The organism is Micromonospora sp. NPDC049523, from assembly GCF_040676775.1.
Taxonomy (GTDB): Bacteria; Actinomycetota; Actinomycetes; order Mycobacteriales; family Micromonosporaceae; genus Micromonospora_G.
Window position 1 is genome coordinate 256,472 of the sequence record NZ_JBFAPP010000007.1, and the last position, 17,602, is coordinate 274,073.

The window sequence follows — 17,602 nt, forward strand, 5'->3', positions numbered from 1 at the left end:
ACGGTGGAGAGCAACTCTCGCGGTGGTGGGTCTGGCGGCCGGTCTGCTGGTCGCCGGTCCCGTCCCGGCGTCGCTTGCGGCGCAGGCGCCGGGACCGCTTCCGGAACCGAAGGTCCATCCGATCCAGGTCACCGGGCCGACCACCGAACGGCTCAACCTGATCATCATGGGTGACGGCTACCAGGCCGACCAGCAGAGCCTGTTCTTCGCCGACGTGGACCGCAACCTGGCCGTCATGTGGGCCACGGAGCCGTTCCGGACCTACCGGGACTACATCAACGTCTACGCCGTCGAACTCGCCTCCATCGACTACGGCGTACGGTGCGACCCGGACGGGCGGGTCCGCAACCCGGACGGGACGGTCCGGGACACGGGCGAGCGCGAGGGCCCGATCGACGCGAAGAACACCGCGTTGCGGATGATCTACCAGGACGGCTGCCGGGATCCGCTGTCACGGGGCACCGTGTACGGCGGGGCGCCGGTGAACTGCCAGAGCTTCGCCGCCTACTACCCGCCGGGGGTGAACCCCTGCGAGACCGGCAACCAGGCGTACAACCGGATCATGGACACGTACGTGGCTCCGGTGCTCGGCATTCCGCGTACCTCGCAGAACGTGCAGTCGCTGGCCATCTTCAACACCTTCACGTACGGCGGCATCGGCGGCACGAACGCGACGACGTCCGGTGGATCGCCGCAGGGTCCGCTGATCTCGCTGCACGAGCTGGGTCACTCGCTCGGCACGCTCGCGGACGAGTACCCGTACAGCTCGCGTGACGTGGTCCGCAACTGCTACACCGGCAACGAGCCGGGCAGCTTCCACCACACCACGTACAGCGACGAGCAGAAGATGATCGCCGACCAGCACAAGTGGTTCCGCTGGCTCGGCGAGGAAAGCCTCTCCGGCGGCACCATCGGGCTGCACGAGGGCGGTGGCTCGTACCCGTGCGGTCAGCGTCGCCCGAGCGAGCACTCGATGATGCGGTGGATCGGGTTCGACCTGGACCAGATCGGCCGGGAGAACATGGTCGCCCGGATCACCGGCATGCGTAACGCCGGCCAGATGAACGTCCGGCAGACGCCGCTCGGCACCGTCGCCCGCGACGAGGTGCTCTGGGTCGAAACCGGGCAGCCCCGCTACCACGAGCTGAAGGTCACCTGGCGCGTCGGCGGCCCGGACGGCACGGTCCTCGAAACCCACAACAGTCGCAGCCTCGACCTCGGCACGCTGAACCTGCCCGCCGGCACGGTCGTGCACGTCGAGGTACGCGACCCGGTGGGACCGGACGGCACCGACTGGGTACGCAACCCGTCGACCAACAACACCGCCTCCGACTCGGGCTACAACGGCCCTCGGTTCGTCCAGACCCGCCAGTGGGTGTTGGGCGAGGAGACCACGACCCCGTCGGCACCCGCCGCCGAGATCACCTCCGCGACGATCGCCACCCAGCCGGTCGCCGGTGACGAGGTCGTCTTCGTCGAGACGAACCACCCCACCGACCGCGTACTCGACGTGGACTGGTCACTCGACGGCAAGGCGGTGCCGAACCCGTACAACAGCCGGACCCTGGACCTCGGTGCGCTGAGGCTGACGCCCGGTACGCACAAGCTGGTCGCGACGGTGACCGACCCGGCCGCACCGGGTGTCTCCGACCGGGCCGAGTGGACCGTCGACAACGCGTTGCCGACCGCGCCGCGTACGCTGTCGACGCCGCTGACCACGCTGCCCGGCGCGATCGAACACCCGGTGTACTTCGACGGCTGGGACATGCGCCTCGACCCGCGCGATGACCAGACCGGCTACGACGAGAAGCGTTACGTCGTCGGCCAGCTCCGCCTGGACAACGACGGCTGGTTCAACTACTTCGGGTTCCCGGAGCAGCCGATGCCGGAGTCGCCGTTCCAGTTCCGCCACTCAGGTACGAGCGTGAAGGCGCTCACGTACGGCAACCTCGGCACGGGCGGCCTGTCCCGGGCCACGTTCGAGCAGACCCTGCCGGACGACCACCCGAGCGGCGGGTTCGTGCCAGGCTTCGGCACCCACCTGGTCGAGCACCGGGCGATCGACCCGGCCGGCAACATCGGCGCGGCGCAGAGCTACCGGGCCACCGTACTGCCGGGATCCTCGCCGACGTGCACCACCACGCTGACCGGCCGCCAGACACGGGTCGTCGTCGAGCAGGGCGTGACCTGCCTGACCAACGCCCAGGTCAACGGTTCGGTCACCGTACGCGCCGGGGCATCGCTGGTGGTCAAGGACAGCTCGATCAACGGGAACCTGGTGTCCGCTGGCGCGCAGGCGGTGCAGATGTTCGGCTCCAGCCTGAACGGCGCGGCCCAGATCACGGGCACCACCCGTGACGTGACCATCGCCGGCACCACGTTCAACGGCGCGCTGGCGTTCTCGGGCAACACGCAGGTGTCGGCGAACGAGCGGTACAGCCGGCTCGCCGGCGCCTACGGCCCGCTGTTCGTGGGCAACCGCTTCAACGGCTCGCTGAGCTGCTCGGGCAACAGTGCGCCGGTGACGGACTTCGGTGCGCCGAACAAGGTGAACGGTTCGAAGAGCGGCGACTGCGCGAAGTTGTGAGCGGCGCCTTCGGATGACGGGTGGTGGGTCGGCGTGGACGCCGGCCCACCACCCTTCTTCGTCGTCCGCGTGTTCGACCCTGACGCCTACGAGTCCTCGACGAGCAGGCGGCCTTCACGAGCGTCGGTGGAGAGAAAGGCGAGGACCACTGGCGCGGCGCCGAGATTGAGGTGGAACGGCGTCCAGTTCGTCGCCAGGCGCAGGAGAAGCCGCCAAGACCCGGGCGCGGGCAGGTCATGCTGGTCGAGCGGCAGCGCGGTCCCGCCGATCTTGTCGTGGTCGACCGTACGGAAGTAGCGGTCCCGTTCGTCGGCCGGCAGTCCCAGGTACGCCTCGGACACCATGGGTTCGGGATCCTCGCCGCGGACCAGGTCGACCGTGTACTCCGCAGGCGAACCGTCCTCGTGGTAGAGTGTCGGGCCGCTGGTCGACGAGGCGGTTGGCCCGGTGAAGGCGCCGGGCTGGACGACCACCGCGTTCTCGCCGCCGTCGGGAAGGACGACGTCCGGGTCGAACTCCTCGGCGTCCCTGCCGTGCTCGCCATGCGTGACGAAGACGTAGGCGAGCCGTACCGGGCCGTCGCCGAAGAGTTCGGGTTGGAGCACGATCTGGCACACGAAGCGCATCGGCGTACCCCGGGAGGCGCTGAGCGGCCATTGCGGCCGTCCGAGCCAGGTGGGCTGACCGCCGAACTTGGTGATCGGCTGGGTCACGGGCGATGCGGCCCGGTGCCAGTTCGCGATCCGCCACACGGGAACCATGGCGCGGAACGTAACAGGCGCGATGGTGGACTGTGCGAGCGCGGCGTGCACCAGGCCCGGATAGGTGATGTCCGACGGGTACGCGGCAGCGCCGGTGACCTTGAGCGGACCGTCGACCCGGTCGATCGGATCGCCGAGCAGGTTCGAGGTCACGACCCGGTCCCAGGGGCATCCCGTAGCACCCGGACGATCGTGCGTTTGGCGGGTTCGAGCTTGAACGCGGAGCCGGGCACGGTGATCAGGCCGCGGATCGGAGCTTCCGCGGCGGAGGTGGAAGTGGCGCCGACGCTCATGGATGCGGTCCCTTCGCCGGATACTCGATCGGATGCTCTCCACCGGATCGACGGACGGAAGGGGTGTCTCATCACAAACCTACCGCCGACGCTCATCCTTGATGGGCACAACCAGCGCGGTCCAAGCGAATGGTCGACGAGTCGTTCGACATCGGCCCAGGTGAGCGGGGGCTGCCCGTAGCCGGGCACCGGTCGCTGCCACGTCGATCGAAGCGACGCCGACTCGAAGCGACACAGATCGCCGCCTACCCTCAGGTGCTCGTCATCGACGAGGATCGATGCTGGGCCGACCGAGATGGCCGTTCCCTCGCTGCCCGCGGCACCCTGGACGAGGACATCACCCGACAGCAAGATCCGCGAGACAGAACCTAGCCCGGCCGGACGCACGGGTCGGTAACCGGGTACGACGGACTCTGTGCCGTACGGCCGTCGTCGGCGGTCACCCGTACCGACCAGGTCAGCGCCGAGGCGCGCAACTGCCCCACGGTTACCTGCGCGGACGATCCGTCCACCGACATCGCCCGACTCGACGTGACGCCCTCGGCGGGGGTCCACCGTACTTCTGCCTCGTCGAGCGCCGCGCTGCCGGTGGCCCGCACGACCAGGCTGTAGGTGTCCAGGCCGCAGCGCACGCGCGCACTCGCCGTCACCGTGAACGGCATGGCCAACTGTGGCGCGGCGGACGGCCTGGGCGCCGGCGGCCGGGGAGCCGTCGGCGGGGCGGTCGGTGCGGCGGCCGGACGCGGGCCGCCCGCAGAGCCAGGGTCGCCCGCAGAGCCAGGGTCGGTGGCAGAGCCCGGGTCGGTGGCAGAGGCGACCCCGTCCGGGCTACCCGGAGTAGCCGGGCTGGCAGTCGCGCCAGCAGCGTCGACCGGTCCGGTCGTCGACGCAGGCTGGTCCACAGGGCCGGTAGCGACGGCGGTGACCGACAGCCCGCCGGACGGCGTGCCGGATGTCGCCGCCACCTCCTCGGGGGCCGGTTGGCTGGGCGCGAACGCCCAGATGCCGGTCACGACGAGGAGCAGCAACAGGCCGGCGGTCGCGGCCAACCGTCGTCGGCGCCGCTCCCGGGTTGCCGCCACCGATGTCGGACGGACGGGATGGGCCGCGGCACGCGGCACCGCCACACCATCCGCTACTGCGGGCCCGGCAGCCGGTCCGTCATTCGCCTTCGCGGTGGGCCCGTCCCCCGGGCCGGTGGGCTCCGCTGAGGCCGGCGATCCGGTCACCGGAGCGGACGGCTGCTCGACCTCGGCCCGGCCGCCGGGCGCATCGGCTGGACCGCCGCCCGCATCCCCGCCGGGCACCTGCCCCTGGCCATCGGTCGCCTCGACCTCGACCTCGACCTCGACCTCGACCTCGACCTCGACCTCGACCAGTCTTGCCCACACGGTGTCGACGGCGACGAGGAACGCCGGTGCCGTGTACGCGGACAGCAGCGCCGCCGGGTTGAGCTGTTCGCGCCGGAGCACCCCGCACGCGGCGCACCCGTCTATGTGGCGGGAGACCCGCTTACGCAGGCTCGGGGTGAGCTGGCCCTGCCACCCGTCCAGCACTTCGGCGAGCGTCGGGCAGTCCCGTGCCCCGCTGCGGGCGACGAGCAATGCGCCGAGTGCCCGTTCGAGCTGCGAACGGGCACGGGACAGGCGGGCGTGCGCATGGTTGGCGGGTACCCCGAGGGCCGCGCCGATCTCGGCAGCGGACAGGTCGTGGCGGATCGCCAGATGGACCACCTCGCGATCGCCGGGGTTGAGGGCGGCGACCGCGGCGTGTACCAGGTCGCGCACCTGCTCGGCGTTGACGCCGGTGCCCGGGTCGGCGGTGTCGGCCACCGGTTCACCCGCCTCCTCCAGGGGCGAGGAGCGGGACCGCTCCCGCAACTGCCGGAGGCATTCGCTGCGCACGATCGCATACAGCCAGGGGCGCAGCCGGTCGGGGTCGCGGAGCTGACCGATGTGCCGGCTGGCGTTGAGGAACCCGTCGTGGACGGCGTCCGCGGCAGCCTCCCGCTCACGCACCATCACCCGGGCGTACGTGTAGAGCCGGTCGGCGTACCGCCGGTACATGCCTTCCAGGCCGGACCGATCGCCCCGGCGCATCGCCTCGACGAGCGTGCGGTCGTCCGGTGCGGCCGTGTCCATCCGTGTCCCCCACTGCTCGTCGACGGGTCAAGTAGAACGAAGAAAAAGATTTCCGGGGTCTTTCTGTTGGCATGCCGACCCGTCCGCACTCCTACCGGTGTCACCGCACCCACCGACACCGAGGAGACACCAATGACTTCGACTCGTCCCGCCCGCCGAACAGTCACCGGCCCACGCCGGTTCCTGGTCACCGCCGCAGTCGCGGTACTCGCCGGTGGACTCGTCGCAGGCACCGGAGTGGACGCCGCCGCCGCGCCGGCTCCCGGCGGGCTCGCCGCCACCACCCGTGCGGAACCACTGGAGTTCCGGGTCGACCACGGGTTGTCCGCACCCCGGCTGGCGATCGACCCCGTCGGTCGGATCGGCACCGACCGGGAGATCGGGGTGGTCGCCGCACCGGACGGTGCACCGGCAGGCCTGGTGCTCGACGAGGTGATGGTGCGGGTCGCCGACCAGACCGAGTTGGACTCCTTCTTGACCCGCTGGGGCGGCCAGGTGCTCGACTCCTTCGCCCCGGACGACCAGGGTCAGGACCATCTGGTACGGGTGGACGCCGACCGCGCCGACCCGGCCGGACTCGTCGACGACCTGCTCGCCGCCGAGCCGGGTCAGTCCGGTGCGTACCGGGTCGGCGACGAGCGGGCGCTGCGGCTGCTCGCCCTGGCCGCGGCCGAGTGGCGGGCAGGGACCGAGTTGGTCCTCGACTGGCTGGTGGAGCCCTCCGGCATCGTCGACGGCGAGGTCTTCGAAGCCCCCGGCATCGGGAAGAACGTCTTCGACTGGTCGTTCATGCGTGCCGGCGGTGCGATGGACACCGGAGTCGCGCCGGCCTGGCAACTGCTCGAGGCCAAGGGCAAGCTGACCAAGCAGGTGAGGTACCTGGTGCTCGACGGCGGTTTCCAGTCCAACGCCGACTTCCCGAGCAAGGTGTCCCTGCACAAGGCGGAGTGGGGTGCGACCAACACCAACGACTGCACGAACGGCACGCCCTGCCCGTGGCACGGCACGGAGGTAACGCTCGCCGGGATGGGCCGGGTCGACAACGACTACGGCACCGCCGGGCCGGCCGGGCCGGTGGTCGATGAACTGGTCGCCGTACGCAACGGCATCGACTACTGGACGGTCCTGCGCCGGTTGGAGAAGGCCGCCGAGGCGACCCACCCGGACGTGGTCAACCTCAGCTTCACCCGCGATGTGAACCTCGGCAAGGCCTGGGCACGTACCTGGACCGACCGGCGGATGGAGCACGTCCGGGACACCGGGGCGCTGATCGTCGCCGCCGCCGGCAACAACGGCAAGAACATCGACGCCGACACGCTCTTCGTGCCGTGCGAGAGCACCCATGTCCTCTGCGTGGGCGGCATGAACACGGACGCGACCGTGTCGGGCGGATCGAACTTCGGCACCAGCGACGTCACCACCTCGGTGGAGATCTACGGCCCGATGTGCGTCCAGGGTCTCGTCGACCCCGGCGAGCCGGGGGTCAACGCGACGAAGACCACCTGCGGCACCAGCGTCTCCGCGCCGTTCGTGGGCGGCGTCGCCGCCCTGGTGATGGCCGCCGACCCGGGGCTGACCGCCGCGCAGGTCCGCGACATCCTCAACAGCACCGCCCACGTCGGTGGGCTCGGTGCGAAGGTAACCGGCAGCCAGCGCCGGATCGACGCACTGGCCGCGGTCGCCAAGGCGCTCGGTGTCAAGGTCGGTAAGCCAGCGGTCAGCATCAGCACGCCGAAGACCAAGCAGCAGTTCGGCGTGAACCAGACGGTCGACCTCTGGGGTACGGCGACCGACTTCCTCGGCAAGGAGATCCCGCTCACCTGGACCAGCAGCATCGACGGTGAGCTGGGCGACAAGTCGATCACGGTTGTGCCGTCGCTGTCGGCCGGTACCCACGTCATCACGGCCAGCGCCACCGACAGCCTGGGACGTACCGGGTCGGCGGCGGTGACCGTCACGGTGGTGGACAGCCCGACGACCGCGGCCATCATCTCGCCCCCGGCCGGGCTGACGCTCGCCGCCGGTCAGTCGGTCAGCCTGGTCGGCACCTCCGTCGACCCCGACGCCTTCGGACCGGTGCCCGACGGGGAGGCGTCCTGGACGGTCCGTCGCGGCGACACGGTGGTGTTCCAGCAGACCGGCCACCAGAAGCTGCTGCCGGCGGGCGCGGTCACCCCGGGGGCGTACACCGTGACGTTCACGGCGGGTGACGCGAGTGTGCAGCGGGCCTTCACCGTGACGGCCGTGCCGTCCGGGCAGTCCCGGCCGACCGCCACGGTCGTCCAGCCGGAGTCGGCACTGAAGCTGACCACGATCGGCGCCGGGCCGAAGTCGGTCGCGCTGGTCGGAGCCGGTACGGACGCCGAGGACGGCGCGGTCGCCGGGACCCGCTACCGGTGGACCGCGTACGGCGACGGCGGCGCCAAGAAGGTGCTCTGCCAGGGCAGCGCGGTGCCCACCGGCGCCCCGCTCGACGACAAGGTCGTGCCGAAGAGTTGCGCCGCGTTCACCGCGGAACTGGGCCTGCTGGCCAGCGGTACCAGCACCACCACGTGGTCGGTGTGGCTGGAGGTCTTCGACTCGACCGGACTGGTCGGCGTGGATTCCGTACCGGTCGAGATCCAGCAGGTCACGCCCTGACCACTGGGCTGTCCACCTGCAAGACACCCCTGAACCAGGCAATTCAAAAGTCGAACGAACCAAGGAGAGAACCATGCGAGAAGGATCGAACCGCAGCCGGTGGGCACGTCGGATCGTCACCGCGGGTGCGACCGCGCTGAGTGCGGTCACGCTCGGGCAGGTGGCCCTCGTCGGGCCGGTGGCCGCGGTGCCCGGCCTGGTGGTCAGGACGACCTTCGGACCGAGCAACAGCGTCGCCAAGACGCAGAGCGCGATCTGCCCGGCGGGTACCAGCGTCATCGGCGGCGGCGGCGCGATCACCGGATCGGGCCTCGGCCAGGTCGGGATGGACATCATGCTGCCGCTGGTCGACGCCAACCTCTACTCGGTGACCGGCCGCGAGGACGCGAACGGCGTCACCGGTAACTGGGCGGTCACCGCCAGTGCGCTCTGCGCTCCGGCCCCGAAGGGCCTCCAGGTGGTCACCGGTCACTCGGTGATCAACTCCGTGAATCCGAAGTTCCGGGAGTTGTCCTGCCCGGTGGGCAAGCGTGCGATCGGTGGCGGCGGCGCCGCCCTGGCACTCGGCTCCGGGTCGAGCGAGGTGCTTCTGGAGGACGTACGAATCAACCAGAACAGCGTCACGGTGGCGGGCGTCGAGGCCGGCAACAGTTTCGCGGGCGACTGGTCGATGGACATCGCCGTCATCTGCGCCGACCCGTTGCCCGGGGAACAACGCGTGATCGTCGACAGCGTCCTGACCTCGACGGTCAGCCGGTCGGTCACCGCGACGTGCCCGGTGGGCACGCGGGTGCACGGCGTGGGCGGTGAGATCGTCGGCGGCGACGGCCAGGTACGCCTGACCGAAATGCGGCCCACCTCGTCGAGCACGGTCACCGTACGCGCCGTCGAGGACGAGGACGGCTTCAGCAGCAACTGGAAGGTGCGCGCGTACGCCGTCTGCGCGAGCTGACCGACAGTCCGTACATGTGGTCCCGCGTCGGCTCGTCGGCGCGGGACCACCGGCTGTCTCCGCCCCCGGCGGGTCGTCGCAGTGACGCCAGTCATTGGCCGGCGCCTCGACACCGTCCCTGGTCCGAGCGGGTGACAACCGGTCAGTTCTGGAGAGGTCCGGCGGCTGCCTAGTCCGGGTTCCTGACGATGCGTTTGACCATGCGAAGCACGACCCAGCCGGATCGCTCGTGCACCGTCCGAGCGGCGTCGGCCAGGGCGGTGATGATGGGCAGGCCACGTCCTCCCTCGGCGCAGGGGTCCGGAAGGTCGGCGTGCAGTTGGGCATCGTCGAAGGTGCCGTCGCTGTTGCCGACGTCGATGACGCACTCGTCCTGCCCGACGGAGATGTGCACCTCGATGTCGCCGGGCTGTCGGGCGTGCGAGACGGCGTTGGTGCACGCCTCGCTGATCATGAGGGTGAGGTCGGCGCGGGACTGCCCGGTCACGCCGAGCCTGCTCAGCAGGAGATCGGCGAGGCTACGGGCGTGCGAGGCGGCGTGGATGTCGCCGGAGAGCGTCAGCGCCATGGTCGCCGCCATCTGCCTCGCCGTCCCTTCGTAGTCGATGAAAGCCGGCGGTGGTCAACATGCCCCGAGGCGTTGACATCCGGCCATGGCATGTTGGTACCCGGGCCGGTGACCAGGGAAACCGACTAGCCGAGTCAGCGCAGGATGGCCGAGGTGTAGATGGTGGCAAGGGCGAGCGGCGTGACCAGCAGGATCAACACCACCATCCGGGAGAGCCATCGTTCGACAGGGCCGACTGGTGTGTTCTCCTCGGTGGCGAACAGCCGGATCGCGAGCACACCGGCAAAGATCGTGGCCAACATGGCAAGGCCGGATATGACGAGGACCGCGCCCAGCGGGGTAGGTCGGCCGTAGAGCGCGGTCAACGCGGTCGCCTCGGTCCAGCCACCGGCCAGGCTCACCAGCGGCGGCAGCCAGCGGTAGAGCCGTACCCGCAACCCGCGCAGCCGGCCGAGCCGCCACTGCTCGACTTCCAGTTCCTTCGTACGTTCGGCGAGTGTCTGCTGGTGCCCGGCCAACTCGGTGTACAAAGCCGTCGTCTGGTTCGCCACGAGCGACCGGTTCTGGGCGAGGAACTGGGCGTCGATTTCGAAATCGCCTGCTCGGCCGAGCAGGGACAACGTACGCGCCTGCAAACCGACGAACCCGCGGTCCGTCGCCTCGGAACCGCCGCCACCGCCGGCCGAACTCTCCGGTGCCGCTGCCGTCGTATCCGGTGACTCGTCGTCGCCCGTGGCGGCCTCCGCTGCCGGCCGCGACCCGTCGAAGATCGCGAACCTCCGCCCGATGTTGTCGCTGATCTGCTGGCGGGTCAGCTCCAGTGCGTCGGAAACGCTGCGCCGCTGCTGCTCCACCCGTTCGAGGTGCTCGGCCATTGCACGATCGACATCGGTCAACGCCCCGACTCGCCGTTGTAGCTCGGCGACCGACGCAGCCGTTGCCCGCAGGGCGTCGCGTTGCACCTCCAGCCGGCGTACCCGCTCGCCGACCGCTTTGATCCGCTCGAGCAGGAATGCCTCGGGGTGCAGGTGGCTCTCCACCAGCAGGCTCACCCAGAGCAGTGCACCCAGGGTCGCGGCGACCGAAAAGAACTCCCTGTCCGGCACCGGTCGCCTCCTACGGACGTCGGCTCGGTGTGCTCGTGGACGGTATCGCATGCCGTCCTGTCGGCCGGGCCTTGTCCGGTCCGGTCGACGGCTGCGCTCCGGTCGCACTCGGCTGCGCTCCGGTCGCACTCGGCTGCGCTCCGGTCGCACTCTGCCAATAGAATCCGACGGGCGTCCACGATGGATGTCCGGCGGCCACAGTTGGGGGAACCAGTGCGGCAGACAGTCAGGTTGACGGCGCTGACGCTGGTCGTCCTCATCGCCTCGGGCTGCGGCGGGGAGCTGGCGGAGAGCAGGGACGCACCGGGCACCTCGGCACAGATCTGCACCGAGTTCACCGCGACCAACGATCGGTACCTGGCCAACGAGACGCCCGAGGCGAAGGCGTACTCCGACGCATTGAAGGCGGCCTACACCGGCGACCGCGTCGCGTACGCGGACCTGCCCCGGCTACGACGCCTTCATTTCGAGGGCTGGCACCGCGAGATCATGCTCCTGGCCGAACAGGCGGAGGGTGACGGGGTACGCCAGGCGATCGAGGCGTATGCCGACTCGCTGCAGCGCCAGGCCGCACAGGAGGGCTCGGGCGAGGGTCCGAACGGGCTCGTCGACGACAAGGCGGCAGTGGACAAAGCCTGCGGCAAGGGCTGACCGTGTGCCGTTCGGCGGCCCTTCGAGTGGCAAGGAGGGCAGGTCGAACCGGCGCGGCAGGAACTCGTACGGGACAAGCCAGACGAGCCGGATCAGCTAGATCAGGTGGATCAGGCAATTGGCGCCGTCCCCGGATTGATTTCGGCGGCCACCCCCACCGGTCCGCTGTCCTTCGCCGCCTGTGCGAATGCCCGGACCAAGGGCGTTTCCCCACCCAGGCGCCAGATCAGTGCCCACGAACCTGTCGGGGCGTCCCGGATCGGAACGAAGACGATCCCGGGACGCCGGTAGTGACGGGTCGCCTCGCCGTGCACCAGGCAGATCACGTCGCCGGACGCCACCACCGCCATCGTCTCCTCCAGCGTGGTGACCCTCGGTCCACGTCGGATCGGCCGCCCCGACGGCGTACGGGTGGGTGCCAGCACGGTGGCCCAGTAGTCCGGAACGGATGGCAACGTACCCGGCATCTGCCAGTCGCCGAGGTCCTCCATCAGCACCGATCCCCGCCCCGCGAGCGGGTGGCCGGCGGCGACCATGAGCAGCAGCGGTTCGCTGCCCAGGACGGGGCCGACGGTGATGTCGTGCTCTCGTACGGGCAGCCAGGTGGTTGCCAGGTCCACCGCCCCGGCCCGCAACGGCCCGAAGGGGTCACTGAAGTGGATCTCGTGGAAGCGGAGTTCGACGTCGGGATGTCGCCTGCGGAAGAGCCCGATGACGGAGGCGTACTCGTGGGCGTTGGCACCGTGCAGTCCCAGCGTCAGCGTGCCCACCACCCCGCGCCCGGCGGCGGTCGCGGTAGCCACACCATCGAGGATGCGCTGGTAGCCCGCACCCAGATCCTCCCGTAGCCGGGCGCCGACCTCGGTGAGCTCCACCCGACGGCTGGTACGGGTGAACAGCGGGGCACCGATCCGCCGTTCCTGCTTGGCGATCGCCTGACTGACCCGCGCCTGCGACACGTGCAGCCGAAGTGCCGTACGCCCGAAATGAAGCTCCTCGGCCAGGACCAGGAAGATTTCGATGTCCCGCAACTCCATGCCGGGCCGCCTCCACCCATAACCCCACGATTATCGAACGGTACAAGATCCGCCGTTGTTCGGGTGACCCGCCAAGAGGACGGTGAAGACCATGCTCAACGTCATCGCCTACGGGCTGGCCATCGTGCTCAACCTGTTCATCATCGTGGTCGGCATCCGCTTCTTCGCGGTTCCACAGGCAGCGGCAGCCGGCTACGGTGTGCCCGCCCAGCCGAACGCATACCTGACGGTCAAGGGACTGCGCGACACCAGCTACGGCATCCTCGGGCTCGCGCTGGTCGCCTTCGCCGACGCTCGCGCCGTAGCCCTGTTCATGCTCGTCGTCGCCCTGGCACCACTCGGCGACACCGCCATCGTGCTGCGTCACGGCGGAACCCGCGCGGTCGCCTTCGGTATCCACTTCGCCACCGCGGTCGTCGTACTCGTCGACGCCGCACTGCTGTTCGCCATCTGACCAGGAGAGCCGGGACGTCACCCGCTCGCGACGGCGGGCACAGCGCGAGCCCAGGAAGTCGTGGTCGTTGCTGCTGTGTCACGCCGCTCGACGCGCGATGGCGTCCCGGTCCGCACCCTCGATCGAGGCGGAGCCCCGAGCGCCGCTGCCTGCGCACGTCGGTTGCGATGCGCAGGCAGCGTGAGCCGTCGAGGCCGGTCCTCGTATCAGGCTGCCTGGTTCGCCAGTGGCGCCAGCTCGCGCCACTGGCGACGGGGTAGGCCGGTGCTGCCGGTCAGCACGTGCAGGCAGACATGGTCGGCCCCGGCGTCGCGATGTGCCCGCAGGCGGTTCTCGATCGCCGTCACGTCCCCCCAGGCGACCACGCTGTCGATGAGCCGGTCGCTACCGCCGTCGCTCAGGTCCGCCTCGGTGAACCCCTGCCGTCGCAGACTCCGTTCGTAGTGCCCCATCGACAGGAACACACCGAGGAAGTCACGGGCCGTGCGGCGTGCCCGTTCCGGGTCCCGATCGAGGACAACCGCCTGGTACGGCGCGAGCAGCGGGCCCGGGCCGAGGAGTTCCCGGGTGAGCGCGGTGGACTCCGGCGTGACCATGAACGGGTGCACCCCCGCGGTGCGCGTACCGGCCAACCGGGTCAGCCCCGGACTCAGGGCGGCCAGTATCCGCTCGGCCGCCGGCACCGGGTTGCCGGCGGCGTCGAGACGGTCGAGATAGTCGTTCATCGCGGCCAACGGACGGAACGGATGGCCTGCGGCGCGGGCGGTGCCCGGGTCGCTCACCCCGAGGCCGAGCAGCGTACGGTCGCCGTACCTGTGCCGCAGTTCAGCGTGACCCGCGGCCAGGTCGTCCGGGTCGTGGCGCCAGATGCTGGCGACCCCGGTCGCCACGGTGGCGTTGCGGGTGGCCTGTAGCAGCCGGGCCAGGTCACCGAGGATGTCCCCGCCGCCCAGGCCGGGGATCCAGAGTGTGCCCCAGCCGAGTTCGTCCAGTTCGGCGGCGGCTTCGGTGATCTCGCCCGGGTCGCCGAGGCGTAGCTCGACGCTCCAGAGGCCCGTTCGTCCCAGCTTCATGAGCGACCCTCCGGGTCAGATCTGGTTGAGTCCGCCGTCGGCGAACAGTTCGGTGCCGGTGACGAAGCTGGCCTGGTCGGAGGCGAGGAAGAGGACCGCGTTAGCGATCTCCGCCGGCTGGGCCATCCGGCCCAGCGGTACCGTCCCGGCGAGGTAGCCCTTGAGCTGTCCGGCCTGTTCCTCGTCCGGGGCCAGTCCGGTGATGCCGGGGGTGTCGGTCGGTCCGGGGATGATCGTGTTGACCCGGACCGCGCGTCCGCGCAGTTCGTTGGCCCAGGTACGGGCGAACGAACGGATGGCGGCCTTGGATGCGGCGTAGACGCCGAACGCCTCGGCGCCGCTGGTGGCGGCGGTGGAGCCGGAGAGGATGATCGACGCGCCGTCGTTGAGCAGCGGCAACGCCTTCTGCACGGTGAACAGCGTGCCCTTGACGTTGATGTCGAAGGTCTGGTCGAAGTGCTCCTCGGTCACCTGCTCCAGCGAGGAGAACGCTCCCCCACCCGCGTTGGCGAACAGTACGTCGACCCGGCGGCCCTGCTGCGCCACCGCTTCGTACAGTCGATCCAGGTCGTCGAGGTCCGACACGTCGCCGGCCACCGCGGTGACGTCGCCGTCGAGCTGCGCGACGGCCGCGTCGAGCTGCTCCTTGCGCCGGCCGGTGATGAAGACGTGTGCGCCCTCGGAGGCGAACCGTTGGGCGACGGCGAGGCCGATCCCGCTTGTTGCCCCGGTCACGACCGCGGTCTTACCAGTCAGTTGTCCCATCGAAGGTCCTTCCAGAAACACATTCGGTACCGATCGGTACTGAAGTAGACCGTAGCACGCCCCGGCCGAGTTGTGTACCGATCGGTTTGGGGCGGGCTAGCATGGATGCATGAGCACCACCCAGCCAACAGCCATCGGCCGACCCCGTGGCTTCGACGCCGACCGGGCGCTCGACCGCGCCCTGGAGATCTTCTGGCGGCAGGGCTACGAGGGCGCCTCGCTGCATGACCTCACCGAGGCGATGGGCATCAACAAGACAAGCATGTACGCCGCGTTCGGCAACAAACGGGATCTTTTCGACAAGGCGCTCGCCCGGTACGCCGAGATCGACATGGCGTACGCCCGTACCGCGCTCGCCGAGCCCACGGCCCGGCAGGTCGCCGAGACCTTCCTCCGCGAAAACGCCAAGGCGGTGACCACACCGGGGCGGCCCGCCGGGTGCTTCTCCATCCAGGGCGGCCTGGCCTGCGGCCCGGCGAACGCCGACGTGACCGCGACCCTGGCCCGCGCCCGCAAGGCAGGGGAACTGGCCATGCGTGACCGATTCCAGCGCGCGGTCGACGAGGGCGACCTACCCGCCGGCAACAGCCCGGACGATCTTGCGCGCTACGTCATGACCGTGTCCGAGGGGCTCGCCGTGCACGCCTCCGCCGGCGCCACCCAACAGGACCTGGAACGGGTGGTCGAGTTGGCCCTGCACGCCGTACCGGGCGGGCAGGACGATCGCCACTGACGATGGGTGTGCGGGTCATCGGGTGGTACGGCGTCGTTTGGTGAGCCACCGCATGAGGTCCAGTGCGTGCGACGCGGGATCCGGGATCGGGTGGAAGACGTGTTCGACCACGTCGTCGGTGACGATCAGGGTCAGCCGTTCGTAGAGTGTCATGTCGCCCGCCGCGAAGGTGGGCAGCCTGAGCGCGGCGGCCAGGGTCAACCGCGGATCGGGTATCAGCGGGTACGGCAACCGCAGCCGGTGCACCAGTTCGCGCTGGTAGCCGGTCGACTGCGCGGACAGCCCGTACACGCGTGCCGCTCCCGCGGTGAGGATCTCCGCGTGGTGGTCGCGGAGCCAGGTGGCCTGCTCGGTGCTGCCCCGCGCGCCGTGGATTTCCAACAAGCCGTTGGGCAGGTCGACGCCCGGTCGCCCGGTCAGCGGATAGACGAAGATCACGCTGCGCCCGGACCCGAGGGCGCCGAGATCGACCGGCCGTCCGTCCGTGGCATAGAAACCCAGCGACGGCAACGGATTCCCGACCAGGTCGCGAGGGTCGGCGCCGGTTGCCGGGGCACCGGTCACCACCTGACTCGCGGCCGCGTCGAGACGCGCGTCGAGGGCGTCGCGCTGGGCGGTCAACCTGCCGATGCGTTCCTGCAGCACGGTGACGGTGTTCCGGTACGTCGCCAACGCCGCCGCGCACACGTCGGTGTCGTCGGAGCCGTCGGCGATCGACTCGACGAACGGGCGGGTCTCCTCGACGCTGAGGCCCAGCGACATCAGCTCGCGGATCTGCGTGACCAGACGTACCGCGATCGGATCGTACTCGCGGTAGCCGTTGCCCAGCCGCCGCGGCACGACCAGCCCAGCCGACTCGTAGTACCGCAGGGCGCGCACGGTCGTACCGGTCCGGCGCGCCAGCTCACCCACTCGCATCCGCCGACCCTAAACCCGCACCCCGGGGTACGGGTCAAGGTGTTGTTCGTCGCGGTGGCACCGCCGCTGTTTTCTGCCACTCTGGCCGGCAGACACAGGGGAAGGCGGAAGCTCATGACAGGCACTTTGGCCGGCGACTTCGACTACGAGACCCACGGCCACGGGTACGCGACGGTACGTCGCCCGGACCCGCGCATCGCGGCGCGGGTGCACGCCGCGCTCGGCGACGCCCGTACCGTGATCAACGTCGGTGCGGGTGCTGGCTCCTACGAACCAGCCGACCGGTACGTCACCGCGATCGAACCGTCGGCGGCGATGCGGGCGCAACGCCCCGCCAGCGCCGTACCCGCGATCGACGCCACCGCCGAGCGGCTGCCGTTCGACGACAACAGCTTCGACGCCGCGATGGCCACCGTGACCGTCCACCAGTGGTCCGACACCGCGCAGGGACTACGGGAGCTACGACGGGTCGCCAGGGGCCCGGTTGTCGTACTCACCTTCGACGGCGACGCGCTCGACCTGCTGTGGCTGGCGCGGTACGTACCCGAACTCGTCGCCGCCGAACGGCGCCGCTACCCAGCCATCGACGCCATCCGGGAACTGATCGGCACCACCACCCAGGTACAGCCGGTGCCCATTCCGATCGACTGCGTCGACGGCTTCACCGAGGCGTACTACGCCCGACCGGAACAGTTCCTCGACCCACAGGTCCGCGCGGCCCAGTCGGCGTGGGGCTTCGTCGACGAGGACGCCACCACCCGCGCCGTCACCAACCTCCGACGGGACCTGGACTCCGGCGCCTGGGACGCCAGCTACGGCACCTTCCGCAACCAGCCCGAGTTCGTCGGCTCACTGCGGCTCATCGTCGGCCACCCATGAGCGCCGACCGCCATGACAGCGGTGCGACCGCGTGACATCAGAGA

15 protein-coding genes are annotated in these 17,602 nt (G+C 70.1%); 7 read left to right on the forward strand and 8 right to left on the reverse strand.

The window, feature by feature from the left end:
- Positions 1 to 25: 25 nt before the first annotated feature.
- A complete protein-coding gene (locus tag AB0J90_RS13475; protein ID WP_363595476.1) occupies positions 26 to 2,587 on the forward strand; it encodes a M64 family metallopeptidase in 2,562 nt (853 codons plus the stop codon).
- A gap of 86 nt (positions 2,588 to 2,673) precedes the next feature.
- On the opposite strand, the gene AB0J90_RS13480 is transcribed toward AB0J90_RS13475, so the two are convergent.
- The gene (locus AB0J90_RS13480) at positions 2,674 to 3,501 is read right to left on the reverse strand and encodes a hypothetical protein (protein WP_363595478.1); all 828 of its coding nucleotides are present in this window, start codon (positions 3,499 to 3,501) and stop codon (positions 2,674 to 2,676) included.
- 508 nt (positions 3,502 to 4,009) lie between these two features.
- Positions 4,010 to 5,782, reverse strand: coding sequence for a sigma-70 family RNA polymerase sigma factor (locus AB0J90_RS13485; protein ID WP_363595480.1), 1,773 nt, complete (start codon positions 5,780 to 5,782; stop codon positions 4,010 to 4,012).
- Between the two features lie 132 nt (positions 5,783 to 5,914).
- Here AB0J90_RS13485 and AB0J90_RS13490 point away from each other — a divergent pair, with 132 nt between their 5' ends.
- Positions 5,915 to 8,422: a S8 family serine peptidase gene (locus tag AB0J90_RS13490; RefSeq protein WP_363595482.1), complete on the forward strand. Its 2,508-nt coding sequence runs from the start codon at positions 5,915 to 5,917 to the stop codon at positions 8,420 to 8,422.
- A 73-nt stretch (positions 8,423 to 8,495) separates the two neighbouring features.
- A complete protein-coding gene (locus AB0J90_RS13495; RefSeq protein WP_363595484.1) occupies positions 8,496 to 9,374 on the forward strand; it encodes a hypothetical protein in 879 nt (292 codons plus the stop codon).
- A gap of 169 nt (positions 9,375 to 9,543) precedes the next feature.
- On the opposite strand, the gene AB0J90_RS13500 is transcribed toward AB0J90_RS13495, so the two are convergent.
- Together AB0J90_RS13500 and AB0J90_RS13505 are read right to left on the reverse strand one after the other, a co-directional pair.
- Positions 9,544 to 9,954 carry an ATP-binding protein gene (locus AB0J90_RS13500; RefSeq protein ID WP_363595486.1) on the reverse strand — a complete coding sequence of 137 codons (411 nt, stop codon included), beginning with the start codon at positions 9,952 to 9,954 and terminating at the stop codon, positions 9,544 to 9,546.
- Positions 9,955 to 10,076: 122 nt separating this feature from the next.
- On the reverse strand, positions 10,077 to 11,048 hold the full coding sequence (locus AB0J90_RS13505) for a hypothetical protein (protein ID WP_363595488.1): 972 nt from the start codon (positions 11,046 to 11,048) through the stop codon (positions 10,077 to 10,079).
- Between the two features lie 231 nt (positions 11,049 to 11,279).
- Here AB0J90_RS13505 and AB0J90_RS13510 point away from each other — a divergent pair, with 231 nt between their 5' ends.
- Complete coding sequence (locus AB0J90_RS13510) at positions 11,280 to 11,699, forward strand: hypothetical protein (RefSeq protein WP_363595490.1); 420 nt, start codon at positions 11,280 to 11,282, stop codon at positions 11,697 to 11,699.
- Positions 11,700 to 11,809: 110 nt separating this feature from the next.
- Here AB0J90_RS13510 and AB0J90_RS13515 read toward each other — a convergent pair whose 3' ends face one another.
- The gene (locus tag AB0J90_RS13515; RefSeq protein ID WP_363595491.1) at positions 11,810 to 12,736 is read right to left on the reverse strand and encodes a LysR family transcriptional regulator; all 927 of its coding nucleotides are present in this window, start codon (positions 12,734 to 12,736) and stop codon (positions 11,810 to 11,812) included.
- A 91-nt stretch (positions 12,737 to 12,827) separates the two neighbouring features.
- On the opposite strand from AB0J90_RS13515, the gene AB0J90_RS13520 reads away from it, so the two are divergent.
- Positions 12,828 to 13,190 (forward strand): DUF4267 domain-containing protein, encoded by a 363-nt coding sequence (locus tag AB0J90_RS13520; protein ID WP_363595493.1) that lies wholly within the window; start codon positions 12,828 to 12,830, stop codon positions 13,188 to 13,190.
- 206 nt (positions 13,191 to 13,396) lie between these two features.
- Here AB0J90_RS13520 and AB0J90_RS13525 read toward each other — a convergent pair whose 3' ends face one another.
- Both AB0J90_RS13525 and AB0J90_RS13530 read right to left on the reverse strand, forming a co-directional pair.
- Positions 13,397 to 14,263 (reverse strand): TIGR03620 family F420-dependent LLM class oxidoreductase, encoded by an 867-nt coding sequence (locus AB0J90_RS13525; protein ID WP_363595495.1) that lies wholly within the window; start codon positions 14,261 to 14,263, stop codon positions 13,397 to 13,399.
- 15 nt (positions 14,264 to 14,278) lie between these two features.
- Positions 14,279 to 15,028, reverse strand: coding sequence for a glucose 1-dehydrogenase (locus AB0J90_RS13530; RefSeq protein ID WP_363595497.1), 750 nt, complete (start codon positions 15,026 to 15,028; stop codon positions 14,279 to 14,281).
- 109 nt (positions 15,029 to 15,137) lie between these two features.
- On the opposite strand from AB0J90_RS13530, the gene AB0J90_RS13535 reads away from it, so the two are divergent.
- Positions 15,138 to 15,761: a TetR/AcrR family transcriptional regulator gene (locus tag AB0J90_RS13535; protein WP_363595499.1), complete on the forward strand. Its 624-nt coding sequence runs from the start codon at positions 15,138 to 15,140 to the stop codon at positions 15,759 to 15,761.
- A 15-nt stretch (positions 15,762 to 15,776) separates the two neighbouring features.
- Here AB0J90_RS13535 and AB0J90_RS13540 read toward each other — a convergent pair whose 3' ends face one another.
- Positions 15,777 to 16,679, reverse strand: coding sequence for a MerR family transcriptional regulator (locus tag AB0J90_RS13540; protein WP_363595501.1), 903 nt, complete (start codon positions 16,677 to 16,679; stop codon positions 15,777 to 15,779).
- Positions 16,680 to 16,793: 114 nt separating this feature from the next.
- Between AB0J90_RS13540 and AB0J90_RS13545 the strand changes: the two genes are divergently transcribed.
- Positions 16,794 to 17,558, forward strand: a complete 765-nt coding sequence (locus AB0J90_RS13545; protein ID WP_363595503.1) for a class I SAM-dependent methyltransferase — start codon at positions 16,794 to 16,796, stop codon at positions 17,556 to 17,558.
- Positions 17,559 to 17,602 lie beyond the last annotated feature (44 nt).